Origin of the sequence: Rhizobium sp. P40RR-XXII, from assembly GCF_012641405.1 — a bacterium.
Taxonomy (GTDB): domain Bacteria; phylum Pseudomonadota; class Alphaproteobacteria; order Rhizobiales; family Rhizobiaceae; genus Rhizobium.
Genome location: NZ_JABAII010000022.1, coordinates 80106 through 102533, shown reverse-complemented (window position 1 = coordinate 102533; position 22428 = coordinate 80106). Strand labels below are relative to the sequence as shown.

The following is a 22428-nucleotide window of genomic DNA, read 5'->3' as shown; positions in this document are numbered from 1 at the left end:
GCGGGCGGCGACTGGCACCGCCCGATAAGGGTATCAGAGACCGCTGTTTTGGGCAGCCGACTTCAGCGCATCTTCGGGCGAAGACTGGCCGAGCAGCGATTCCTGGATCGCCTGCTGAAGTGCTGTCGACAGTTCCTGATATTTCGGCGTCGTCGGACGCGGATACATGGCGGCGAGGCCGACCTTTGCGGCTGCGATCAGTTCTTCCTGACCCTTCGTCACGGCCGGGTCGCTATAGGATGATGCCCAGATCGGCAGGCTGAGCTTGGCATACTGGTTCTGTGTCGCCTGGGAGGTCATGTAGCTGATGTACTTCCAGGCTTCGTCCGGATGCTTGCTGGCAGACGTGATGCCGAGGCCCATCGAGCCGTTGACGGCCGAAGCTTCGCTCTTGCCGGCAACGCCGGGTGCCGGCACGACGCCGACCTTGCCCGCGACCTTGCTGTCCTTCGGGTCGTTTGCCATGTTGTACATGTAGGTCCAGTTTAGCGCGAAGGCGGCATCGCCGTTTTCGAAGACCTTGCGGACGTCCTCCTCCAGGAATTCCTTGGAGTTCGGGTTGGTGAGACCGGACTTGTAGCTGGTGACCATGTATTTCAGGGCATCGAGACCGCCGCCGGTCTGGAAGTCCGGCTTGCCGTCCTTGATGAAGTCGCCCTTGTAGGCACTGACGAGCGTGGCGTAGTCGCAGATCGCGGCCTCGGCCTGCGACCAGCTCCAGGCGATCGGCGTTGCCAGAAGGCCCTTGTCCTTGATGGCCTTGGCCTGCTCGTTGAGCTCGTCCCAGGTCTTCGGCGGCGCCTTGATGCCGGCCTTTTCCAAGATTTCCTTGTTGTAGAACAGGTACTTGGTATCGAGGATCCACGGCATGCCGTAATATTTGCCGTCATACTGGACCGTCGTCCATGCGCCCGGCAGGACATTCTTCTTCGTGTCGTCCGAGATGCGGGAGGACACGTCGACCAGAACCTTGTTGGTTGCGTATTCGGCCGGCCAGATCACGTCGAACAGCACGACGTCATAGCCGCCGCCGGAGCCTTGAGCGAGCACGGTCTTATCGTGCAGGCCTTCATAAGGGACGAATTCGAGATTGACTTTGATGTCCGGATTGGCCTTGGAGAAGGCATCCGTCATGGCGCGCACATCGGCTTCGCTATAGGCGGCCTGCGCCATGAAGAGGGCATTGATCGTGGTTTCGGCAAAGGCATGCGAGGCGAAGGATACGCCGATCAGTGCTGCGCCGAGCAATGTCTTGTTTAATGATTTCAACATTCCATCCTCCAGTTTTTTTGACAGTCACACGATTTTTTTCCAATGGCGGCGGAAGTGTCGCCATCGGCTGTCGAGCAGGCAATTGGCCGGGCCGGCTGCCGAGCATCGATCGGAGCGTCTTCGGAGCCCCTTGGCTCGCTCAAGTTCCCTGATGAAACTCTCTGGTTTCTTTTAAGTCAATTGTCTTGACTAATTTGTTCTTCAATATTCTATTGGTGTCAAGAGGCAAATGCAGATGAACGATAATCGCCCGATTAGGGCCACGAGCGGAACGAACCACGAAGGCACCAGCGCCCATAACCGGCGGGTGATCATCGATGCCCTGCGGCTCAACGGTGCTCTCTCCCGCGCCGATCTCGCCCGCGCCACCCGCCTGACGAAGCAGACGGTCTCCAACATCATGGAGGAGCTGGAAAACGACGGGCTGGTGACCTCTCGGGAAACGGTACGCCGCGGCAGGGGCCAGCCCTCGACACCGTATGGTCTCGTGCCGGAAGGTGCTTTCGCCATCGGCCTGCAGATCGACCGCCACATCACGCGCGCCATCGCCGTCGATCTCGTCGGCAATGTCCTCATCCGCAAGGAAGCGAACTTGCCGGCGGGCGGACCGGCGACGGGCACGCCCGTCGTCCTGAAGCTGATAGAAGACGTGCGTGCCGAGCTCAGGCAGAGCGTGGCGCAGGCGGAGAAGCGCCTCGTCGGCCTCGGCGCGGCGATGCCGGGTCCGTTCGGTATCGAGCAGGATGAGGCCGACAATCCCTGGATGATGGGCGCTTGGCAACGCTTTCCGCTGCTGGAAACGCTATCGGCCGGAACCGGTCTCAATGTCACCCTGCAGAACGACGCCGCAGCCTGCGCGACCGCTGAGCGCATGGTCGGAGCTGCGCATGGGCTCGATCACGCCGTTTGCCTCTATGTCGGCTATGGTATCGGCGCGGGCCTCATTCTCGGCGGCGAGCTCTATAGCGGCGCGCACGGCAATGCCGGCGAAATCGGCATGGCGTTGTTGGGGGCAGGTGGCCGGCTGACCCAGCTGGAGCATCGCGCGTCGCTTGCCTCGCTCTACGATCACCTCGGTGTCGATCCGATGGCGGCGAATATCTATTCGCTAATAGACGCGCGCGCTGCGGCCGATGACCCCGATATTCTCGCTTGGATCGAAAGGGCGGCGGTCGACCTGCGCTGGAGCGTGCAGATCATCGAAACCATCTTCGATCCGCAGACGGTGATTCTGTGCGGCGGCGCACCCCCGGCGCTGGCAACGCGGTTGATCGCCGCCATGCAGCCGCTCCTGCCTTCCAATGCCGATCGTCCCGACCGGTTGCTGCCGCGCCTGCAGCTCGGCATGACCGACCCATGGGCCGTAGCGCGTGGCGCGGCGGTCGAGCCGATCGGCCACGCCTTCGATCCGCGCTTTCAGGCGATCCTGAAATCCTGATATTTAGGAATGCCGTGGACTGGCGCCGAGACGCGCGAGCACCTTATTCGGAATGCCATAGCGCTGGATGACGTCGCGGCTGTTGCGCAGGCCACAGATCTCGCGGTGGATGAACATTCCCCAGACGGCTTCGGCGGCGGCATCAACCAGCCGCTCGTGTTCCACGCCCAGCTTGCCCTTGGCCTCGCCCTCCTGCAATGCGGCAAGCGCTGCCTCGACCTTCATGCCGTGACGGCCGAGCGAACTCGCCCGTTCCGACATCATCTCATATTCGAGGATCCCGAGGCCGGTCTCGTTCGTCTGCGATGGATTGAAGTTGCGCGGCGGGCGAACTGTCATATCGGACTCCGCATGCTGTATGATCTGCCTCTACTCGATTTTACACAATTCCAGCTCATTTCCCAAGCGCGACCATCTGGCCTGCGTCATCGTGAGGCTGTCCGCGCGAGTTCAGAAATGCCGGGATTTCGCTGCCACTTATCTGTTTTCGGGTGGCTGGAGAACCTCATTTGAGGTCCAATACGCACATCAGCGCTTCTTCAGAGGCAATCACGCCCGATACTATGAGCGCAATTCAAGGAAAGGATATCGGCATGACCAAAGCTCCGAAAAATGCAGAAAACCACTACGTCTATCGGATCGTGAATTCGCCTGTTGGCGCATTGAAGCTCGTTGGCAGCGATAATGGGCTTGCCGCGATCCTCTGGGACAATGATCGGCCGGGCCGCGTGCCACTGCTGATCGTGGCTGAGGATGACAGCCATCCCGTGCTGCTCGAAACCGAACGGCAGCTCCGCGAATATTTCGCCGGCGAACGGCAGTCTTTCGATCTGCCGCTCGACTTTGCCGGAACGGAGTTCCAGCAGAAGGTCTGGCAGGCTCTGCTTGCCATCCCCTTCGGCGAGACGCGAAGCTATAGCCAGATCGCCACCGAGATCGGTTCGGCAAAGGCGATCCGTGCTGTCGGCGCCGCCAACGGCCGCAACCCGATCTCGATCATCGCGCCCTGCCACCGCGTGGTAGGATCAGCAGGCGATCTCAGAGGATTTGCCGGTGGTCTCGAGCGCAAGGCCTATCTCCTGCGGCTCGAAGGGGCTGATACGAAGACATTCGACTTCGCCGCCTGATCTCTCGGCGATGACAGACGGTATACCATGCAAAAGGCCCCTTCGGTTTCCCGGATGGGCCTTTCACTTTGAATCGACTAGCTATCTCAGCCTTCGAGCCACTTCACCTGTTCCGGCGTCAGCTTGATGTCGACCGCCGAAAGGCTGTCTTCCAGTTCGGCGATCGTGCGCGGGCCGATCAGCGGGATGACCGGGAAGGGCTGCGCGACGACATAGGCGAGCGCGATGTGGATCGGATGGCGGCCGAGCTTCTGCGCCAGTTCGATCGCCCTGTCGCGGCGGCCGAAATTGCGGTCGGAATACCAGACGCGCACCAATTCCTCCTCATCACGCTTGTCGCGGCCGGCGCGATCGGTGAAGAAGCCGCGGCCCTGGCTCGACCAGGCGAAGTTCGGGATCTGCTTGGCATTGAGCCACGCCTTCCACTCGTCGTCGGATGCGGCGACGCATCCGGCCCAGATCGGATCGAGCATCTCCGCCAACGAGAAGTTGTTGGAAAGTGCCGCCGGTGCCGCCTTGCCGTTCTTCTCAGCATAGGCGATCGCCTCATCAAAACGGGCACGCGTCCAGTTCGAACCGCCGAAGATGCCGCGGATGCGGCCAGCCCTTACTTCGGCATCCATGGCATCGACGAATTCGCCGACCGGAATGTCGGTGTTGTCGCGATGCATGAAGTAGATGTCGACATAGTCGGTCTTCAGGCGGTTAAGGGACTGGTCGAGCTGCTTGCGGATCATGTCCGGGTAGCAAAGTGGCGAATGCGCGCCCTTGCCGATAAGCACGATCTCCTCGCGCGGCACGTTGCGGCTGGTGTGCCAGTCGCCGAAGATGCTTTCCGTCTTGCCGCCGCCATAGACATAGGCTGTGTCGAAGGCGTTGCCGCCGGCTTCGTAGAAGGCGTCGAGCGTCAGCGAGGCGGCGGCGAAATTCGGGAAGAACTCGAAGCCGAGCGTGACGAGCGATGCCGGCTTGGAGATGCCCGGAATGCTGCGCTTCGGGATGCTGTTGCCCTTGGTGACGGTCGCGCCGGCAATGTTCTTCGTCCGGCGTGTTGCCTTCTCCACCTCGTATTCGAGGCCGATCGAGGCGCGCCACTGGTCGAGAACCCTAAGATTGCCTATCGAATCCGCCCAGTTGATGCCGGGATAGGCGAATTCCTTTTTGCCGGCACGGATGGCATCGCCGGCCGCATCGACTTCGAAGGAATAGAGCCAGCGCTCTTCCTTGACCTCGATCGTCTGCGTCTCGTCGCCCTTGATCAGTTCGATCTTGCCGACGCCGCCCTTGTGGCCGGATGCGAACCAGAAGTCGGCAACCTCGATCCGGCCTTCCGAGCCGATGATGCGCAGCGTGTTGTCCTGGTTCGCCATGATCGAGCAGGACACTTCGGCGATGATGTCGTTCGGGAACTTCAGCACGGCGGAAGCCCATTCATCGACGCCGGTCTGGCCGAGATGGCCGACGCCCGAGACCTTGTCGGGATCGAGGAACGGCTTGCCGTCGACGGCGCCGGCGATCAGGCGCGCCATCGATACCGGATAGCCGCCGACATCGAGGATGCCGCCGCCGGCCGTTTCATTGGCAAACAGCCGGTGTTCCGGCTTCACCGTGCCCATGTTGAAGCCGAAGGAGGTGCGGATGATGCGCAGATCGCCGATCGCGCCGCTCTTGATGAGTTCTATCAGCTTCGCCGTCTGCGGGTGGACGCGATACATGAAGGCTTCGCCGGCGAAGACGCCGGCCTTCCTGGCTTCGTAATAGATGGCTTCTGCATCGAAAGCCGAGAGTGCGATCGGCTTTTCGACCAGCACATGTTTGCCGGCGCGGATCGCCTTGATCGCCCATTCGGCATGGCCGGTATGCGGTGTGGCGATGTAGACGGCGTCGATCTCCTCGTCGGCGAGCAGGGCTTCATAGCCATTGACGATGCGCGCACCTGGGAAACCGTCACTGAGGCCCGGCTTGTCCGGATTGCGGCTGGCGATCGCCACCAGCTTGCCGCTGCGGGAATGAGCGATACCATCGGCAAAAGTCTGTGCGATCCTGCCGGGGCCGATAATGCCCCAGCGGATTGAGGTCTCAGTGGTCATGGAACGATCCTTTCCTAAATCTGCATGCTGTCTTGGGAGGATGGGCAGCGCCTATCGCAATCGGTTGCCGGCGCTGTCGAACAGGAATGTCTTGGCTGCCGCAAGCGCCACGGTGAGCTGGTCGCGGTTGCCCGTGTTACGGGATTCCTCGCGTTCGATGACGATCTGCTCGCCGCCTTCGATATTGGCGTAGATGTAGCTGGTGTTGCCGAGATGCTCCGCGACATCGACGGCGACGGTCATGTCGACCTCGCCGCGCCCGGCTTCGAGGAAATGTTCCGGGCGAACGCCGAGCGTCACCGGCTGGCCTACCGCCAGCTTGGCCGAGGTAACCGGCAACGTCAGGCGGACATTGCGCTGGCCCTTAAGCATGATGGCGATGCGGCCCTGCTGATTGTCCGCGACTTCGGCCTGGAGGAAATTCATCTTCGGTGAGCCGACAAAGCCGGCGACGAACTGGTTGGCCGGATCGTCATAGAGATCGAGCGGCGCTCCCACCTGTTCGATATTGCCGCCGCGCAGCACGACGATCTTGTCGGCCAGCGTCATGGCCTCGGTCTGGTCGTGCGTGACGTAGATCATCGTCGTGCCGAGCTTCTTATGAAGGCGCGAGATTTCGACGCGCATCTGCACGCGCAGCTCGGCGTCGAGATTGGACAGCGGCTCGTCGAACAGGAAGATCTGTGGTTCGCGTACGATGGCGCGGCCGATGGCAACGCGCTGGCGCTGGCCGCCGGAGAGCTGCTTCGGCCGGCGCTGCATCAGCTCGGTGATCTGAAGAATCTCGGCCGCCTGCTTAACGCGGCGGTCGGTATCGGCCTTCGGATTGCCGTTCATGCGCAGGCCGAAATTGAGGTTCTGCTCGACCGTCAGATGCGGGTAGAGAGCATAGGACTGGAAGACCATGGCGATACCGCGATCGGCCGGTTCCACGTCGTTGACCACGCGGCCGCCGATCTTGAGTTCACCACCGGTGATGTCTTCCAGGCCGGCGATCATGCGCAGGAGCGTGGACTTGCCGCATCCGGACGGCCCGACGAAGACGACGAATTCGCCGTCCTTCACGTCGAGATTAGCGCCGTGGATGATTTCCAGCGAACCGTAGCGTTTGACGATATTGGTAAGGGACAGTTCAGCCATACGGATCTCCCGGAATTATTTGATTGCGCCGGCGGCGATGCCGGCGATGAAGTGGCGCTGCAGGAGAACGAAGACGATGAGGATCGGCGCCGTCAGCATGACCGCACCGGCCATGATGCCGCCCCAGGAGACCCTGGTGAGGCCGATCAGGGTTCCGAGCGCCACGGGCGCGGTCATCATTCCCGGGCGGGAGTTGATGAGCAGCGGCCAGAGATAGTTGTTCCAGGAGGCCAGGAACAGGATGATCGCGAGCGCCGCCATGGTTGGCCTTGCGAGCGGCAGGGCGATGCGCAGGAAGATCTGCCATTCCTTGACGCCCTCGACGCGGGCGGCGTCAAAGAGCTCGCCCGGCATCATCGAGAAGGCCTGGCGCATGAACAGCACGCCGAGCGAATTGAAGAGCGGCGGTACGATCAGGGCGACCCATGAATTGGCCAGCCCGAAATCGCGCGCCACCATGATGAACTGCGGGATGACGACGACGGAGTAGGGCAGCGTGATCGTGCCGAGGATGATGCCGATGACGCCCGAACGGCCGGCGAACTGGTAACGCGCCAGGGCCCATCCGGCCATCGAGGTCAGCAGCACCGACAGGCAGGTATAGACGACGGCAACGACGATGGAGATCGTCATGGCGCCGATGAAGTTGGTGTCTGCCTGCAGGTTGCGGACGTTGTCCATGAAACCCGTCGACGGTGTCAGGATGATTCCGGGGCTGAAGATGCCGTAGTCGGGCATGGTCGAGAAGACGAACATCATCCAGAGCGGAAACAGCCAGATGATGGCGAGCGGCGCCAGCAGGCCATGCAAGGCGAGCGAGCGGACCAGAGTGGATTTGGACTTCGATTTCATTTCGGTTCGCGCCCCACCCAGAGATTGAGAAGAGAAATGGCCACGGCGAGCGCCGCCATCGTGTAGGCGATCGCGGAGGCATAGCCGAAGTTGGTCGACTGGAATGCCTGGCGATAGAGCAACAGGCCGAGCGTCTCGGTCCCGCCGCCGGGGCCACCCCTGTTGGTGATCAGATATGGTTCGGTGAAGAGTTGCATGGTGCCGATGACGGACAGGACGACGCAGAATAGAATGATCGGCTTCAACAGCGGCAGGGTGATGTGGATGAACTGCTGGAAGCGGTTGACGCGGTCGAGGGTCGCAGCCTCGTAAACATCCTCGGGGATCGATTGCAGCCCGGAAAGGATGATGATGGCGTTGTAACCCGCCCAGCGCCAGGTGACGGCGATGATGATGAGCACCATTGCTGCATGCGATTCGGCGAACCACGACACCGGCGCGAAGCCGACCGTGCCGATGAGCTTGTTGATGATACCGAAATCGACGTTGAACATCAGGCGGAAGACTGCGGCATAAGCCACCTCTCCAACGACGACGGGCGCGAAGAAGGCGAAGCGAAAAATGCTGCGTGCCTTCAACAGCGGTGAATTCAGCAGCACCGCCATGACCGTGGCGAGCGTGATCATGACGGGTACCTGGACGATCAGGATGATCAGCGTGTTTTGAAGCGCGTTGTAGAAGGCCGGGTCGCCGAACAGCCGCCCCCAATTGAGCGACAGATTGAACGTCCACGGATTAACCCGGGTGTTCTGGAACGAGATCAGGAACGAATCGATGATCGGCCAGACCCAGAAAGCGGCGAACACCAGAAGATAGGGTGCAAGGAACGCATAGGCGCTCCGGTTTCGCAACCGCATGAAAGCCTTCTCCTTTATGCGCAGTGGAATGACACGTGACGTCGCATCCCCGCCGCCCTGAGGGCGGCGGGGATGCCGGGCGCGGCTTGGGATGCGCGCCCGGCAGTGTCACTCATTTCGCGAGCGGCAGACCTGTCGCCGAAGCGATCTGCTGGGCCGCGTCGTCGAGCGCGGCTTTGCCGTTTGGATAGCCGCCGGCGAGGTATTTCGTCTGGACGGCCTTTATGACCTCATCCGCATCGCTGAAATACTGGGTGCCGGGGCTCGGGCGGATCTTCGGCAGGGTGGCGAGGATATCGGCCCAGACCTTTTGCCCACCCCAATAGGGCTGGGGCTGGTTGACGAAGGGATCTTGAACTGCCGTCAGCAGTGACGGCACGAGCCCGAAGGACTTCAGCATGGTCACCTGGCCCTCATTGGTGCCAAGCGTGTATTCTAGGAATTTCCAGGCGGCTTCCTTGTTCTTGGAGCCGCTGGCGATTGCGAGCGACGAGCCGCCGAGATTGGCCGCATGCTGGCCGTCCGCCGTCATGCTCGGCATCGGGTAGACGCCCCATTTGCCGGCGAGATCCGGCGAGGTAGAGCGGACGGTGCCTTCATACCAGCCGCCATAGAGCTGAGACGCCACTTTGCCGGCAGTGTTCGCCTGAATTTTCTCGTTCCAGTTCGCGGCGCTCATCAAGCCCGCGTCCTTGATCTCCTTGACCTTGTCCAGGGCTTTTACGCAGGCGGGCTGGTTGACGGTGATGCTCTGGCTGTCATACGAAAAATAGCCGCAGCCCTGTTCATTGGCGAGCATGCGGAACCATTCGGTATCGCCGTTGAGATCGGCCTGCGTCATGATTACGCCCGGATTGGCGGCGGAGATCTTCTTGCCGGCGGCAATGAAATCGTCCCAGGTCTTGATCGTTGCCGGATCGATCCCCGCCTTTTCATAAAAATCGCGGCGATAGAACATGGTGACTGGGCCGGAATCCCAAGGCATGGCATAGGCGGCATCGCCGACCTCAAGTTCGGCACGCTTGAATTCCGGGAATTGCTTCTTCAGTTCATCGTTGTAGCCGAGCTTCGTGAGATCGGTCAGGCAGTCCGGAAAGCGATTCCAGAAGATCGAGGCCTTGTGGTTTTCGATCGACATGACGTCGGGCAGGCCGTCGCCGCCGGCAGCACATGCGGCCAGCATCTTGTCGAAGACCTGCGGGTTCCCGATGTCCTGAACTTCGACCTTGATGTCCGGATATTTTTTATTGAACCCCTCGACCGTGGATTTCAGCGCCGATGCGGCGATGTTCCAGCTCCAGACGGTAATGGTGGTTTGTTCCGCAAAGGCAGAACCGGAAGCGAGTAGGGCCGCGATGGCCGTCGCTCCAGCTAGTTTTAAACGCATTGAAAATCCTCCCTTTTCAATTGCCGTCCGCAAGCGAACGCGCTTAAACTAGCTGCCGGTACGCTTCTGTCTCCTAAAAAGGGAACATCGACTTGGCGAAAAGTAAGGTGGGTCAACGGGCGGTTTATCAGCCGGGTGCGAGCAGCGTCGAAGGGCTGCCGACGATCCTGCAGATGTTTCACAATCATCCATTGCCGATGGCGAAGCCGCATTGGCACGCGCAGGTAGAGGTGAACTATATCGTGCGCGGCAGCGTGCACTACCGCATAGGCAATCACGACCTTACCCTGAAGGCCGGCGAGATCTGTCTGTTCTGGGGAGGGCAGCCGCATCAGCTGGATGAATTGTCCGAGGATTCGATCTATGCGGGCGCGCATCTGCCGCTCGTGCATTTCTTCCGCCTGCGGCTGCCGCTCGATATTTCCGGTCGCCTCATTCGCGGGCAGGCCTTGATAAGCTCGGCGACCGATGCCGCTGACGACGAAAATTTTGCCCGATGGCACCGTTACGTCATGTCGAATGACGGCGCCAAGGCCGAACATGCCGTTGCCGAACTTCTCCTGCGTCTGGAGCGAATTGCTTTCGAACCTTATCGCATGGTGCCGGAGAAGCCGGGAAACCTGGCGAACGACCAGGCCCATCCGCAGTCCTCACGCAGCCTGGCGAGAATGTGCGATTTCATCGCCGATAATTTTCTGGATGACATCGATACGGTCGATATCGCCAAGGCGGCGCATCTCCATCCGAAATACGCCATGAACCTCTTCAAGAAATCCACCGGCATGACGCTCGCCAAGTATGTGAACCTGCTGCGCCTTTCGCGCGCTCAGGCGATGCTAATGCGCGACGGCGCCAATGTGCTGCAGGTCGCCATGGACAGCGGCTTCGGCTCGATCAGCGCGTTCAACAAATCCTTTCGCCACATTGCCGGCATGACGCCTTCCGATTTCCGCCGCGACATGCGCGTACTCTCCGCGATCAACGTGGAAGCCATCGATTCGTCCGCGCGGCGCCCTCCGCAGATTCAGCGCTGACGCCTCTTGCGGTCACCGCCGATCCCGCGCATTGCTGGCGGGAATATTGTCGGCGGGAATGCGGGAGGAGATTTCAATGCGGCGGTTTTCGGCTTGTATCGAGTGGTTGTTTGCGCGTGATGGCGATGTCTTTGCGGATCGCATCCGGTTGGCGCATCAGGCGGGGCTCGATGCCGTCGAGTTCTGGCGCTGGACGAACAAGGATCTCGATGCGATTGCCGCCGCCGTTGCCGAGACCGGCATTGCGGTGTCCGGCCTGGTGGCGGAGCCGATGATCGCATTGACGAGTCCCGCAAACAAAGAGGCTTGGCTGAAGGGTTTGCGCGAGTCCGTTGCCGTGGCGCAGCGCCTCGGCGCGCCGGTTCTGATCGCGCAGGCCGGCGATGATCTGCCGGGATTTTCGCGCGCCGAGCAGCGGTCGGCTCTCGTCGCAGCTCTCAGCGCCGGCGCCGATGTTCTTGAAGGATCCGGCGTTCGCGTCGGCCTCGAGCCGTTGAACACGAAGATCGATCATGTCGGCTATTATCTGTCTTCGACGGAGGAAGGCCTGGATATCGTCGACGAGGTCGGCCGCGCCGAAATCGGCATCGTCTACGATCTCTATCACTCGGCCGTCATGGGCGAGGATACGCGTGAGGTCGTCGGCGATCGCATCAACCGGATCGTGCATCTCCATGTGGCCGATCATCCCGGCCGAGGCGATCCTGGTACCGGCCATATCGATCTGGCGGAGCGGCTGGATTGGGTATTCGCCCAGGGTTATCGTGGCAGGGTGGGCCTGGAATATAGGCCGGCGACCAGCGATGCCGAAGCTGTTCGCGCGGTGGTGAAATCGCTCGGCGGCTCTCCGCGAGGATCTGCGTCCTGACCTACACCGGCTCCAATATGCCGAAGATGGCGACGAGCCCGATTACTGCCATGCCGATGACGATCTCGGTGATGCTTCCAAGCCGGAGCGCCTGCAGCGCGCGGTTATGGTTGCGGCCGATCCATGGAACGAAGACATAGCGATTGACGATCGCCAGAAGCACCATGGCGGCGACCAGCGTGATCTTAATGCCAAGCAGTTTCTGGTAGGGCGACGACCAGTCCGTCGGCAGCCGTTTCAGGATCAGCATCGTGTTGACGATGCCGGAGGCGATGACGAGCGCGACGGCCACATGCCCCGCATTGGAGAAGCGTCGCAGCGCCACCAGCGCTTCCGCTCGGCAATCCTTGCAGTCGAGAAGGCGCAGAATGGGTCTCAGCGGCACGAGCGCTCCCAGCCAGCCGCCGGCGGTCAGCACATGCAGCACATCGTTGCCACGATGCATCTGCCTTAGCCAGCCTTCCAGCATCGAGGCGTGCCCGGTTAAGGAAAGGAAGGCAAGCCCCAGGCCCGAACCCAACGCCAGCCCGCGCCGCTGCCAGCCTTCCGGTAACAGGAAGGCGCCGACCATGACCACGGCCGCAGCCGCCTGTGCCTGCCAAGCCAGGCCGACCGTGGTCCGGAAGAGCACGTCTTGGATGGTGTCGGCATCGAGTGCATCGTTCCATCCATTGCCGATAGTCGCCGTCGTTGCGGGCAATGCCGCGAGTACCGTCACGGCTGCAATCGTGGTAATCGCGAAAAGTGGCCTTGTGGACACGCGCCAGACGGTATCGGCGAGCGTTTTCGGCACGAGCAGGCAGAGATAGGCGCAGGCGCCCCACAGAAGCATCAGCGACGCATCATGAAGAAAGCGGCAGAGTTGGAGCGCTGTCGTCGGATCCATCAGGATTTCACGTCAAATTTACGGGCGCCATGGGCAGCATTCCAGTTCAATACAGTGTCGCTTTCGCCGGGCAAGCGGGCAGCTGTCATGCCGGGGCGGGCAGACGACAGCCTTATCATGCTTCGGATGGCGGGGCTCTCTTTCGCCGGCCTGGCGAGCGCGATAGGATTGCGGATACGCACTGTCAACTTTCTCCATGCATAAAGGCGCCGTTCAGGACGCTTTGCCGCAAGGCAATCCGCTGTCGCAGGCCTTGGCCGATCGCGATATCGATCATGGGCGCGATTCCTGCTTTTTTGGCAAAGAATCGTCGCTTTTGAGTCCTTTTTGCAGACATAGTTGAGGCGTTCCGGGGTGTGCGCTCGAAAGGCAGTTTCATGGCGGCATCTAGGATACGCGAAAAAATGGCTACTGGCTTCGGCTCTCGCCGGCGTCGCGAATGGCTCGAACATCTCGACATGCCCACCTATGTCATCGGCGACGTCCATGGCCGTTACGATCTTCTGAGTGCGCTGGAGCGCAAGATTTTCGCCGATGCGGCAGGGCTGGCGGGCCGAAAGCTCATCATCATGCTCGGAGATTTCATCGATCGCGGCCCGGCTTCGGCGCAGGTGGTCGGCCGCCTGATGGCGTCGCCGCCGAATGGCTTCGACCGTATTTGCTTGACGGGCAATCACGAGATGGCAATGCTCAGCTATATCGACGGCGAGATATCGCTTGACGATTGGGTGGCGCTCGGCGGTGATGCGACGCTCGCTTCCTACGGCGTGGATATCCAAAAACTGAAAGAGCGATATCCCAAGCAGAAGCAGCTCGATACCTTCATACGGACCTGGCTGCCTGACGATCACGTCAATTTCCTGCGCCGTTTACCGATCCTGCTGGACACGCCCGAAGTGCTGTTCGTTCATGCCGGCATCGATCCGGACAGGTCGATTTCCGAGCAGCAGGACGACGATCTTGTCTACATCCGTTCGCGCTTCCACGACAGCGCGCAGCCTTTGCCGAAGCTGATCGTGCACGGTCATACACCAATCCGGCAGGCCGAAGTTCATGGTTTGCGGCTCAATCTCGACACCGGGGCATTCTATACCGGTCGGTTGACTGCGGCTCGGCTATGGCAGGGCCGCATTCACATTACCTCGACTTGATTTGCCGGCTACAGATTGCCGATGCAGAGATATTTCATTTCCAGATAGTCGTCGGCACCGTGGCGCGAACCTTCGCGACCGAGGCCGGATTGCTTGATGCCGCCAAATGGCGCCGTCTCCGTCGACATTAGGCCGGTATTGATGCCGACCATGCCGTATTCCAGCGCTTCGGCGACGCGCCAGACCTTCTTGAGGTCGCCGGCGAAGAAATAGGCCGCGAGGCCGAATTCGGTGTCGTTCGCCTGTGCAATTACGTCCTCGACGGTTTCGAAGCGGAAAAGCGGTGCCACCGGGCCGAACGTCTCCTCGCGTGCCACCTTCATGCTCCGGTCGACGCCGGTCAGGATGGTCGGGGAAAAGAAGGTGCCGGCACCTTCGATACGCTTGCCGCCGAGGACGACGCGGGCACCCTTCGATACGGCATCCCGAACATGGTCTTCGGCCTTGGCGACACCCTGTTCGTCGATCAGCGGCCCGACGGATACCCCCGGCTTGAAGCCGTCACCCACCGAAAGTTCGCCCACTTTGGCGGCGAGTTTGGCGGCGAAGGCATCATAAACGTTGGACTGGACATAGATGCGGTTGGCGCAGACGCAGGTCTGGCCGGCATTGCGGTATTTCGAAACCATTGCCCCTTCGACGGCGGCGTCGAGATCGGCGTCGTCGAAGACGATGAAGGGCGCATTGCCGCCGAGCTCGAGGCTGACCTTCTTGATCTGGTCGGCACACTGGCGCATCAGAATACGGCCGACCTCCGTCGAGCCGGTAAAGCTGATCTTGCGCACCTTCGGATTGCCGCAAAGCTCGCGGCCGATCGCTGGCCCGTCGATGCCGACGATGATGTTGAGAACGCCGGCTGGAACGCCCGCCTCTTCGGCAAGAACGGCCAGCGCAATCGCCGTCAGTGGTGTCTGCTCGGCGGGTTTCGAGACGACGGTGCAGCCGACGGCAAGTGCCGGCGCGATCTTGCGGGCGATCATGGCCGCCGGGAAGTTCCAGGGCGTGATGGTGCCGACGACGCCGACCGGCTGCTTGATGACGATCATGCGCTTATCATTCGACGGTGCGGGAATGGTTTCGCCGTAGATGCGCTTCGCCTCCTCCGCATACCATTCGACATAGGAGGCGGCGTAGAGGATTTCGCCCTTGGCTTCCGGCAGCGGCTTGCCCATCTCGGCCGTCAGGATCGCCGCCAGCTCATCGGCATTGGCGACCATGAGGTCGAACCATTTGCGTAAGGTCGCGGCACGTTCCTTGGCCGGGCGGGCGGCCCAGGCGACTTGGGCGATGTAGGCGGCATCGATTGCGGCCGTCGTTTCGGCAGCGCCCATATCCGGCAGCGAGGCGAGCACTTCACCGGTCGCGGGATTGATGACATCGAAGGTCTTCGTCGCCCCACCGGCCGTCCAGGCGCCGTTAATATAGCCGGCGGCGCGCAGGAGGCGCGAGGAGAAGGGAACGTGCTTGGTCATTGCTGTTGTAAACGACATCGTCTGCACTCCGACAGGTTTCGCCCGGCAGGCCGCACGGGCGGATAAAGGGAAATAGGTGGATCGCGTCCGTTAATGGGAGGCACTTGCCTCCAGCAACGATGCCTCGAGAATGTCGAGCGCCTCGCTAAACACGCCGTCCTGAATGGTGATCGGCGACAGAAAGCGGATGACATTACCGTGGACGCCGCAGGTCAAAAGGATCAGGCCCTTGTCGAGCGCGATCAGCCGCACCTTGTTGGCGAAGTCGGCACTCGGCAGCTTGGTCGTCACGTCGTTGAATTCCACGGCGTTCATGAAGCCTGGGCCGCGAATGTCGACGATTTCAGGCACCTTGTCGCGCAGCGATTCCAGCCGCTGCTTCAGGCGCGCGCCGAGCTGGTTGGCCCGGTCGCACAGGCCCTCGTCGGCGATGACGTCGAGCACGGCATGGGCAGCGGCGACCCCAAGCGGATTGCCGCCATAGGTGCCGCCAAGGCCGCCAGGTCCCGGTGCGTCCATGACTTCGGCGCGGCCGGTGACGGCGGCGAGCGGGAAGCCGCCGGCGAGGCTCTTCGCCATGGTGACGAGATCGGCCGCGACCTCATGGTGGTCCATCGCAAACATCTTGCCGGTGCGCGCAAAGCCGGTCTGCACCTCGTCGGCGACAAGGAGAATGCCGTGCTGATCGCAGATCTCGCGCAGCGCCTTCATGAAGGCTGATGGCGCCGGATAGAAGCCGCCTTCGCCCTGTACGGGTTCGAGGATGATGGCGGCCACGCGCTGCGGATCGACATCGGCGGCAAAAAGTTTCTTCAACGCCGCCAGCGATTGTTCGACGCTGACGCCATGCAGCGGCACGGGGAAGGGCGCATGGAAGACATCGCCCGGCATCGGGCCGAAGCCGACCTTGTAGGGCGCGACCTTGCCGGTCAGCGCCATGCCCATGAAGGTACGGCCGTGGAAGCCGCCGCCAAAGGCGATGATGGCGGAGCGGCCTGTGGCGGCACGGGCGATCTTGACGGCATTCTCGACCGCTTCCGCACCCGTCGTCACGAAGATCGTCTTCTTGGCGAAATCGCCGGGAACGATCGCGTTTAGCCGCTCGGCCAGATGCACATAGCTCTCATAGGGCACGACCTGGTGGCAGGTATGGGTGAAGCGATCGAGCTGCTCCTTGACGGCGGCAACGACGCGGGGGTGCCGATGGCCGGTATTCACCACGGCGATGCCGGAGGCAAAATCGATATAGCGATGCCCCTCCTTGTCCCAGATCTCGGCATTTTCGGCGCGATCGGCATAGATCTGCGTCGTCATGCCGACGCCGCGGGAAATGGCGGCATTCTTCCGCTCGGTCAAGGTCATGGCAGTTGCTCCCAGAAGCAATTTCGAATTATCTTGCAGAAGTTCTGCAACTTATTTACAAAACTCCTACATTTTTCCTGCAAGATTTCAAGCGGGATTTTGTACGGCTGTGAAGAAGGCGCCAAAGGCCGGCATGAAGCGCCGTGCAGTTTTTAAGGTGCGATAAAGCGCTTCATCCATGCTAGACGGATCGAAAGACAAGAGATCAGGGATATTGGCAAATGAGCAGCATCGAGCCAGAGCGCTACCCCGTGCGCTATAAGGTGGCGGAAGCGGCGCGTCTTGCCGGCGTATCGGCCTCCACCCTGCGGCTCTGGGAAAGCCAGGGCCTGGTCGTGCCCTCCCGCTCCGAGACCGGGCACCGCCAGTATAGCCCCGAGGACGTGGCGCGGCTGAAGCGCATTTCGTGGTTTCGCGCCGAGCGCGGCCTCAATCCGGCGGCTATCCGTGAGGCGCTGGAGACGGAGGAGGGGAATGCGCCGAGCGTTGAGAATGGCGAACAATCAGCATCCTCGGATCTCGGCCGCCGGCTTCGCTCGCTGCGCCATGCGGCAGGGAAAACCCTGGAGCAGGTCGCCGCCGATATGGGCATGACGTCCTCGACGCTGTCCACCCTGGAGCGCACCTCACAGGGCGTCAGCTTCAAGACGCTCCATGATCTGGCGGAATACTATAGCACGACGGTGTCGCGCCTGTCGGGCGAAGAGCGCGAGGACATTCCTGCGCTCATCCGGTCCGGCGAATGGCGTGCCTGGCCGGAGACGACTCCCGGCGTCACCGTCCAACTGCTTGCCGAGGGAAGGACGATGATGGATTGCCATCGCTTCGTGCTTGCGCCGGGTGCCGCGAGCGAAGGCGCCTATCGCCACGATGGCGAGGAGTTCATCCATGTCCTTACCGGGCGTCTGGAGCTGGTGCTCGATAGCGACCAGTTTTTCGATCTCCTGCCCGGCGATTCCCTTTATTTCGAAAGCCGTCGCTATCATTCCTGGCGCAATCGGCACGATGGCGAGACCATTTTGCTCTGGATCAACACGCCGCCGACATTTTGAGCGGCGCTCGTATCGTTATCCGGTATCGTTATCGCCCTGTCTGTTCTATAGAACGGACGAAAAGCGAACTCTGAAAGACAGGGCCGGGAGAATTTCATGGCTGCCACCATCCGCTATCACGAAGGTGATATTTCCACTGAGGATGCCGCCCGCTACACCGGCGCCATTGCCATCGACACCGAAACCCTCGGCCTCGTTCCGCGCCGCGACCGGCTTTGCCTCGTGCAGCTTTCGCCGGGCGATGGCACTGCCGATGTCATCCGTATCGCCGCTGGCCAGAAGCAAGCGCCCAATCTCGTCGCCATGCTCGCCGACCCGACACACCAGAAGATCTTTCACTACGGCCGGTTCGACATCGCAGTCCTGTTCCATACGTTCGGCGTCACCACGACGCCGGTCTTCTGCACCAAGATCGCCTCGCGCCTCTGCCGCACCTATACGGATCGCCATGGCCTGAAGGACAATCTCAAGGAGATGCTCGATGTCGATATCTCCAAGGCGCAGCAGTCGTCCGACTGGGCGGCGGACACGCTCTCGCCGGCGCAGCTCGAATATGCCGCCTCGGACGTGCTCTATCTCCATGCGCTTCGCGCCAAGCTGACGGAGCGCCTCCTGCGCGACGGCCGCATGGACTATGCGGATGATTGCTTTGCCTTCCTTCCGACGCGCGCCAAGCTCGATCTTCTCGGCTGGGAAGAGGCGGATATCTTCGCGCATAGCTGATCGGCTCGTTCGGCGGGAGAAATCCACAGGCCAGTGCCGCGAAAGTTGGCCTTTTTATTTAGCAATCTGTTAAGAAGCGGGCTGCTATCTTTCCACGTGGCTTCCAGCCCGACGCGTTCGCGTTTCGCTCTTCCGGTTATCCGGCGCTCGAAGACCCACCGGCCGCATGAGCGGACCCTGATTGAACCTGCCTCCCGCTTCCATCGTCGCCTTGCCAGACAAAGGAGCATGTCATGTTGCTTCCCGTAGCTGCCGTGTCCGCCGTGGGTGCGTCTATTGAAAAGCCGATCGTTGCGACAGCGGAGATCTCCGGGCTCCAGACCGCGGCGACACCGCTGGCCGTTCTATCGAATACGATCAACGCCAGCGTCGAGGGCAAGCTGAACATGCTCTTGGTTGCGGCCCGCGAGCGGATGCTCGATAGCCTGCTATCCGCCATCGACGCGGCCAGCCAGGTGGTGAATGTTTCACGTGAACCGGGCGAGAACAATGCCGCCTATGCGCAGCGCGTCGCCGCTGCCATCCGCAGCCTGACGCCACAGCAGCTCGTCGTCGCCCAGCAGCGAATGGATACGCAGACGAACATGCGGGTGCCGCTGCCGCTTCTGGCCGAGGCACTGGAAGACCCGGAAGCCCCGCAGGCGGTCCAGCTGGCTCTCAGCCTGGAGCAGGCAACGGCAGCCGAACCCGACGCCGTGCTGAAGGCAGTCGTCAATTCCTACGGCCAGAATGCCGGCAGGATGGAAGTCTCAGTCCCGCAGGTACCGGCCTCAACCCCGCTGCAGCGAGCGGCCGATCTGGCCACTCTGGCAATGGCTCTTGCGGCCGCCGCAGAAGAGCCTTTGCCTTCCACGGTGACGATTACGATCACGACAATGGCTGCTCAGCCGGTGTCCGTGCCAATGCCGTTCGCAGCCCAGTCTGCGACCCTGCCGCTGCAGACGCCCCAACCGGATGTTCCCACTCAATCCGCATCGGTTGCTGCCCAGCCGGCCCCGTCCCAGCCGATCGCACAAAGCCCAGCGGCCGCGGCCCCGCAAGCGACGGTCGTTGACGGCGGCGGCATTGCCGCAGGTCCGCCCCCGGCCTCACAGCTTGCCTCTCTTGTCGATGATCTGGCCGTAGGAATACTGCTGGGCGCGATCGCTGACGAAGCCGACCTTCCGACGGAAATCGGGTTGATCAGATCGCCGCTGACGCCGCGCGATATCCAGCAGATTCAAGCCGATATCAAAGAGGGGCTGCAGGTTGTCATCAGTCCGCCCGCGATGGCAACCGGTTCCGACCTGCAGCAGATCATTAGCAATCCCGCCTCTTCCGTCGAGAAGATCATCGCGCAGGCTCTGACGGCCAATATGACGACGCAATCGCCATCACAACCGCCGTCCATCGATGCAAGTGCTAGAAGCTCGGCATCGGCATTGGCCAGCCCCGCATCGCTGCCGGAAAGTACCGAGGCGCTCGCCACCGCCACGGTACTTTCCGGCAGGCCACAGTCGTCGGTGACAGCGTCGATGGCAATGTATGAGACCGCGGAGCAGGCGGGAATGTCCACGCCTCTGCCGCTTGGCGTTCCCTTTGTCGTGGCGAACTATCTGCCGGCCGACGTCCCCGTCAAGAACAGCCAATCGAAGCTGCTCGATCGCGTCGATCCGGTTGACGATGAAGAGGGCGGAGACGCTCAAGGCGAAGAGGCCGCCCAGCAGCAGGATAAGGATGAAGCTCAAGCGGAAGAAACGGCGCCGAAGGCGGCCGAAGAGGCTTCCGACGAAGCGGACGCAGGGCTTATCTCTCCTCCCCTTGACGAGGCCGGGCCGGAACAGCTTGCCTTGCCGCAGCCGTTGCGTGATCCCTTGCACGACCACGCTTTCGATTTCTACCGCCGCATGGTGGCCTGGGAATAGGCTGCCTCGAAACGGCCGGCGGTATAGGTGCGGCTAAACCGACAAAGAAAAACCCGCCGGATCGCTCCGGCGGGTCTTTTGTTGCCAGGCTTCTACCGAAGATTATTCGGCGTTGCGGTTCTTCAGAGCCGCACCCAGGATGTCGCCGAGCGAAGCGCCCGAGTCGGAAGAACCGAACTGAGCGACGGCTTCCTTCTCTTCTGCGATTTCCAGAGCCTTGATGGACAGCATGATCTTGCGGTCCTTCTTGGAGAAGTTGGTGACGCGAGCGTCGACAACCTGACCGACGGAGAAACGCTCAGGGCGCTGCTCGTCACGGTCACGCGACAGATCGGCGCGGCGGATGAACGAGGTCATGTCTTCGTGGTTCACGAGCTTCACTTCGATGCCGCCGTCGTTGACTGCGAGGACTTCGCAGGAAACGACTGCATTCTTGCGCAGGTCGCCGGAAGCGGCTGCTTCGCCGACTGCGTCCTTGCCGAGCTGCTTGATGCCGAGCGAGATACGCTCCTTCTCGACGTCGACGTCGAGAACGACGGCCTTGACGACGTCACCCTTGTTGTACTCTTCGATGACCTGCTCGCCCGGACGGTTCCAGTCGAGGTCGGAGAGGTGCACCATGCCGTCCACATCGCCGTCGAGGCCGATGAACAGGCCGAATTCGGTCTTGTTCTTGACTTCGCCTTCGACTTCGGTGCCAGCCGGATGGTTGCGGGCGAATGCTGCCCACGGATTTTCCAGCGTCTGCTTCAGGCCGAGCGAGATACGACGCTTGGTCGGATCGACTTCGAGAACGACGACTTCGACTTCCTGGCTCGTGGACAGGATCTTGCCGGGGTGAACGTTCTTCTTGGTCCAGGACATTTCCGAGATGTGGATGAGGCCTTCGATGCCCGGCTCCAGCTCGACGAACGCACCGTAGTCGGTGATGTTCGTGACGGTACCGGAGATCTTCTTGCCTTCCGGATACTTGGCCTGGATGCCATCCCACGGATCGCTTTCGAGCTGCTTCATGCCGAGCGAGATACGGTGGGTTTCCTGGTTGATGCGGATGATCTGTACCTTGACCTGCTGGCCGATGGACAGGATTTCCGACGGATGGTTCACGCGGCGCCATGCCATGTCGGTGACGTGCAGCAGGCCGTCGATGCCGCCGAGGTCAACGAACGCACCGTAATCGGTGATGTTCTTGACGACGCCGTCAACAACCTGGCCTTCTTCGAGGTTCTGAACGATTTCAGAACGCTGCTCGGCACGGGACTCTTCCAGAACCGTACGGCGCGAAACGACGATGTTGCCGCGGCGCTTGTCCATCTTGAGGATTTCGAAGGGCTGCGGGTTGTGCATCAGCGGGGTCACGTCGCGGATCGGACGGATGTCGACCTGCGAACGCGGCAGGAAGGCGATAGCGCCGTCGAGATCGACGGTGAAGCCGCCCTTGACCTGGTTGAAGATGACGCCTTCGACGCGCTCGCCAGCTTCGAACTTGGCTTCGAGCTTGATCCAGCTTTCTTCGCGGCGAGCCTTTTCGCGCGAGAGAACAGCTTCGCCAAGCGCGTTTTCGATGCGCTCGACGTAGACTTCGACTTCATCGCCAACCTTGAGCGTGCCGTCCTTGGCGCGCGCACCGAATTCCTTCAGTGCGATACGGCCTTCGACCTTGAGGCCGACGTCAACGACCGCGACATCCTTTTCGATGCCGGTGACGATGCCCTTGGTGACATAGCCTTCAGCCAGATCGTTCTTGGCGAAGGATTCTTCGAGAAGGGCCGCGAAATCTTCGCGAGAGGGGGAAGTTACAGACATAAAATCT

At 61.4% G+C, this 22428-nt stretch carries 20 protein-coding genes; 8 read left to right on the top strand and 12 right to left on the bottom strand.

The window, feature by feature from the left end; genetic code table 11:
• Positions 1 to 33 precede the first annotated feature (33 nt).
• Positions 34 to 1272 (bottom strand): extracellular solute-binding protein, encoded by a 1239-nt coding sequence (locus HGP16_RS29465; RefSeq protein WP_168843495.1) that lies wholly within the window; start codon positions 1270 to 1272, stop codon positions 34 to 36.
• Positions 1273 to 1507: 235 nt separating this feature from the next.
• Here HGP16_RS29465 and HGP16_RS29460 point away from each other — a divergent pair, with 235 nt between their 5' ends.
• Positions 1508 to 2710 (top strand): ROK family transcriptional regulator, encoded by a 1203-nt coding sequence (locus HGP16_RS29460; RefSeq protein ID WP_168843494.1) that lies wholly within the window; start codon positions 1508 to 1510, stop codon positions 2708 to 2710.
• 3 nt (positions 2711 to 2713) lie between these two features.
• Here the strand turns inward: HGP16_RS29460 and HGP16_RS29455 are convergent, their stop codons facing one another.
• Positions 2714 to 3049, bottom strand: a complete 336-nt coding sequence (locus tag HGP16_RS29455; RefSeq protein ID WP_168843493.1) for a DUF6665 family protein — start codon at positions 3047 to 3049, stop codon at positions 2714 to 2716.
• Positions 3050 to 3303: 254 nt separating this feature from the next.
• On the opposite strand from HGP16_RS29455, the gene HGP16_RS29450 reads away from it, so the two are divergent.
• Positions 3304 to 3837, top strand: coding sequence for a methylated-DNA--[protein]-cysteine S-methyltransferase (locus tag HGP16_RS29450; RefSeq protein WP_168843492.1), 534 nt, complete (start codon positions 3304 to 3306; stop codon positions 3835 to 3837).
• An 86-nt stretch (positions 3838 to 3923) separates the two neighbouring features.
• Here HGP16_RS29450 and HGP16_RS29445 read toward each other — a convergent pair whose 3' ends face one another.
• From HGP16_RS29445 to HGP16_RS29425, 5 genes are all read right to left on the bottom strand, one after another.
• Positions 3924 to 5927 carry an aldo/keto reductase gene (locus tag HGP16_RS29445; protein ID WP_168843491.1) on the bottom strand — a complete coding sequence of 668 codons (2004 nt, stop codon included), beginning with the start codon at positions 5925 to 5927 and terminating at the stop codon, positions 3924 to 3926.
• A 51-nt stretch (positions 5928 to 5978) separates the two neighbouring features.
• Entirely contained in the window at positions 5979 to 7067 is a 1089-nt protein-coding gene (locus HGP16_RS29440; RefSeq protein ID WP_168843490.1) for an ABC transporter ATP-binding protein, read from the bottom strand.
• A 15-nt stretch (positions 7068 to 7082) separates the two neighbouring features.
• Positions 7083 to 7919, bottom strand: coding sequence for a carbohydrate ABC transporter permease (locus tag HGP16_RS29435; RefSeq protein WP_168843489.1), 837 nt, complete (start codon positions 7917 to 7919; stop codon positions 7083 to 7085).
• Positions 7916 to 8776, bottom strand: a complete 861-nt coding sequence (locus tag HGP16_RS29430; protein ID WP_168843488.1) for a carbohydrate ABC transporter permease — start codon at positions 8774 to 8776, stop codon at positions 7916 to 7918. Before HGP16_RS29430 ends, HGP16_RS29435 begins: the two co-directional genes overlap by 4 nt.
• Before the next feature lie 112 nt (positions 8777 to 8888).
• Positions 8889 to 10163: an ABC transporter substrate-binding protein gene (locus tag HGP16_RS29425; protein ID WP_168843487.1), complete on the bottom strand. Its 1275-nt coding sequence runs from the start codon at positions 10161 to 10163 to the stop codon at positions 8889 to 8891.
• Positions 10164 to 10249: 86 nt separating this feature from the next.
• On the opposite strand from HGP16_RS29425, the gene HGP16_RS29420 reads away from it, so the two are divergent.
• Together HGP16_RS29420 and HGP16_RS29415 are read left to right on the top strand one after the other, a co-directional pair.
• Positions 10250 to 11197: a helix-turn-helix domain-containing protein gene (locus HGP16_RS29420; RefSeq protein ID WP_168843508.1), complete on the top strand. Its 948-nt coding sequence runs from the start codon at positions 10250 to 10252 to the stop codon at positions 11195 to 11197.
• 76 nt (positions 11198 to 11273) lie between these two features.
• Positions 11274 to 12065, top strand: a complete 792-nt coding sequence (locus HGP16_RS29415) for a TIM barrel protein (RefSeq protein ID WP_168843486.1) — start codon at positions 11274 to 11276, stop codon at positions 12063 to 12065.
• A 1-nt stretch (position 12066) separates the two neighbouring features.
• Here the strand turns inward: HGP16_RS29415 and copD are convergent, their stop codons facing one another.
• Positions 12067 to 12951: a copper homeostasis membrane protein CopD gene (gene copD / locus HGP16_RS29410; protein WP_168843485.1), complete on the bottom strand. Its 885-nt coding sequence runs from the start codon at positions 12949 to 12951 to the stop codon at positions 12067 to 12069.
• A 184-nt stretch (positions 12952 to 13135) separates the two neighbouring features.
• Entirely contained in the window at positions 13136 to 13330 is a 195-nt protein-coding gene (locus HGP16_RS29405; RefSeq protein WP_168843484.1) for a hypothetical protein, read from the bottom strand.
• Between HGP16_RS29405 and HGP16_RS29400 the strand changes: the two genes are divergently transcribed.
• Positions 13329 to 14102, top strand: a complete 774-nt coding sequence (locus HGP16_RS29400; protein ID WP_168843483.1) for a metallophosphoesterase — start codon at positions 13329 to 13331, stop codon at positions 14100 to 14102. The two genes, HGP16_RS29405 and HGP16_RS29400, sit on opposite strands and share 2 nt — an antisense overlap.
• Positions 14103 to 14110: 8 nt before the next feature.
• On the opposite strand, the gene HGP16_RS29395 is transcribed toward HGP16_RS29400, so the two are convergent.
• Both HGP16_RS29395 and HGP16_RS29390 read right to left on the bottom strand, forming a co-directional pair.
• A complete protein-coding gene (locus tag HGP16_RS29395) occupies positions 14111 to 15592 on the bottom strand; it encodes an NAD-dependent succinate-semialdehyde dehydrogenase (RefSeq protein WP_168843482.1) in 1482 nt (493 codons plus the stop codon).
• 72 nt (positions 15593 to 15664) lie between these two features.
• A complete protein-coding gene (locus HGP16_RS29390) occupies positions 15665 to 16936 on the bottom strand; it encodes a 4-aminobutyrate--2-oxoglutarate transaminase (RefSeq protein ID WP_168843481.1) in 1272 nt (423 codons plus the stop codon).
• A 221-nt stretch (positions 16937 to 17157) separates the two neighbouring features.
• Here HGP16_RS29390 and HGP16_RS29385 point away from each other — a divergent pair, with 221 nt between their 5' ends.
• The 3 genes from HGP16_RS29385 (at position 17158) to HGP16_RS29375 (ending at position 20615) form a co-directional block, all read left to right on the top strand.
• Positions 17158 to 17988, top strand: a complete 831-nt coding sequence (locus HGP16_RS29385) for a MerR family transcriptional regulator (RefSeq protein WP_168843480.1) — start codon at positions 17158 to 17160, stop codon at positions 17986 to 17988.
• Positions 17989 to 18084: 96 nt separating this feature from the next.
• Positions 18085 to 18711: a ribonuclease D gene (locus HGP16_RS29380; protein ID WP_168843479.1), complete on the top strand. Its 627-nt coding sequence runs from the start codon at positions 18085 to 18087 to the stop codon at positions 18709 to 18711.
• A gap of 233 nt (positions 18712 to 18944) precedes the next feature.
• A complete protein-coding gene (locus HGP16_RS29375; protein ID WP_168843478.1) occupies positions 18945 to 20615 on the top strand; it encodes a hypothetical protein in 1671 nt (556 codons plus the stop codon).
• A gap of 102 nt (positions 20616 to 20717) precedes the next feature.
• On the opposite strand, the gene rpsA is transcribed toward HGP16_RS29375, so the two are convergent.
• Positions 20718 to 22421, bottom strand: a complete 1704-nt coding sequence (gene rpsA / locus HGP16_RS29370; RefSeq protein ID WP_168843477.1) for a 30S ribosomal protein S1 — start codon at positions 22419 to 22421, stop codon at positions 20718 to 20720.
• Between the last annotated feature and the right edge of the window lie 7 nt (positions 22422 to 22428).

Bases quoted from the DNA above. Each gene is read 5' to 3' on its own strand.
- HGP16_RS29465 (WP_168843495.1), bottom strand. From the start codon at position 1,272: ATGTTGAAATCATTAAACAAGACATTGCTCGGCGCAGCACTGATCGGC.
- HGP16_RS29460 (WP_168843494.1), top strand. From the start codon at position 1,508: ATGAACGATAATCGCCCGATTAGGGCCACGAGCGGAACGAACCACGAA.
- HGP16_RS29455 (WP_168843493.1), bottom strand. From the start codon at position 3,049: ATGACAGTTCGCCCGCCGCGCAACTTCAATCCATCGCAGACGAACGAG.
- HGP16_RS29450 (WP_168843492.1), top strand. From the start codon at position 3,304: ATGACCAAAGCTCCGAAAAATGCAGAAAACCACTACGTCTATCGGATC.
- HGP16_RS29445 (WP_168843491.1), bottom strand. From the start codon at position 5,927: ATGACCACTGAGACCTCAATCCGCTGGGGCATTATCGGCCCCGGCAGG.
- HGP16_RS29440 (WP_168843490.1), bottom strand. From the start codon at position 7,067: ATGGCTGAACTGTCCCTTACCAATATCGTCAAACGCTACGGTTCGCTG.
- HGP16_RS29435 (WP_168843489.1), bottom strand. From the start codon at position 7,919: ATGAAATCGAAGTCCAAATCCACTCTGGTCCGCTCGCTCGCCTTGCAT.
- HGP16_RS29430 (WP_168843488.1), bottom strand. From the start codon at position 8,776: ATGCGGTTGCGAAACCGGAGCGCCTATGCGTTCCTTGCACCCTATCTT.
- HGP16_RS29425 (WP_168843487.1), bottom strand. From the start codon at position 10,163: ATGCGTTTAAAACTAGCTGGAGCGACGGCCATCGCGGCCCTACTCGCT.
- HGP16_RS29415 (WP_168843486.1), top strand. From the start codon at position 11,274: ATGCGGCGGTTTTCGGCTTGTATCGAGTGGTTGTTTGCGCGTGATGGC.
- copD (WP_168843485.1), bottom strand. From the start codon at position 12,951: ATGGATCCGACGACAGCGCTCCAACTCTGCCGCTTTCTTCATGATGCG.
- HGP16_RS29400 (WP_168843483.1), top strand. From the start codon at position 13,329: ATGGCGGCATCTAGGATACGCGAAAAAATGGCTACTGGCTTCGGCTCT.
- HGP16_RS29405 (WP_168843484.1), bottom strand. From the start codon at position 13,330: ATGAAACTGCCTTTCGAGCGCACACCCCGGAACGCCTCAACTATGTCT.
- HGP16_RS29395 (WP_168843482.1), bottom strand. From the start codon at position 15,592: ATGTCGTTTACAACAGCAATGACCAAGCACGTTCCCTTCTCCTCGCGC.
- HGP16_RS29390 (WP_168843481.1), bottom strand. From the start codon at position 16,936: ATGACCTTGACCGAGCGGAAGAATGCCGCCATTTCCCGCGGCGTCGGC.
- HGP16_RS29385 (WP_168843480.1), top strand. From the start codon at position 17,158: ATGAGCAGCATCGAGCCAGAGCGCTACCCCGTGCGCTATAAGGTGGCG.
- HGP16_RS29380 (WP_168843479.1), top strand. From the start codon at position 18,085: ATGGCTGCCACCATCCGCTATCACGAAGGTGATATTTCCACTGAGGAT.
- HGP16_RS29375 (WP_168843478.1), top strand. From the start codon at position 18,945: ATGTTGCTTCCCGTAGCTGCCGTGTCCGCCGTGGGTGCGTCTATTGAA.
- rpsA (WP_168843477.1), bottom strand. From the start codon at position 22,421: ATGTCTGTAACTTCCCCCTCTCGCGAAGATTTCGCGGCCCTTCTCGAA.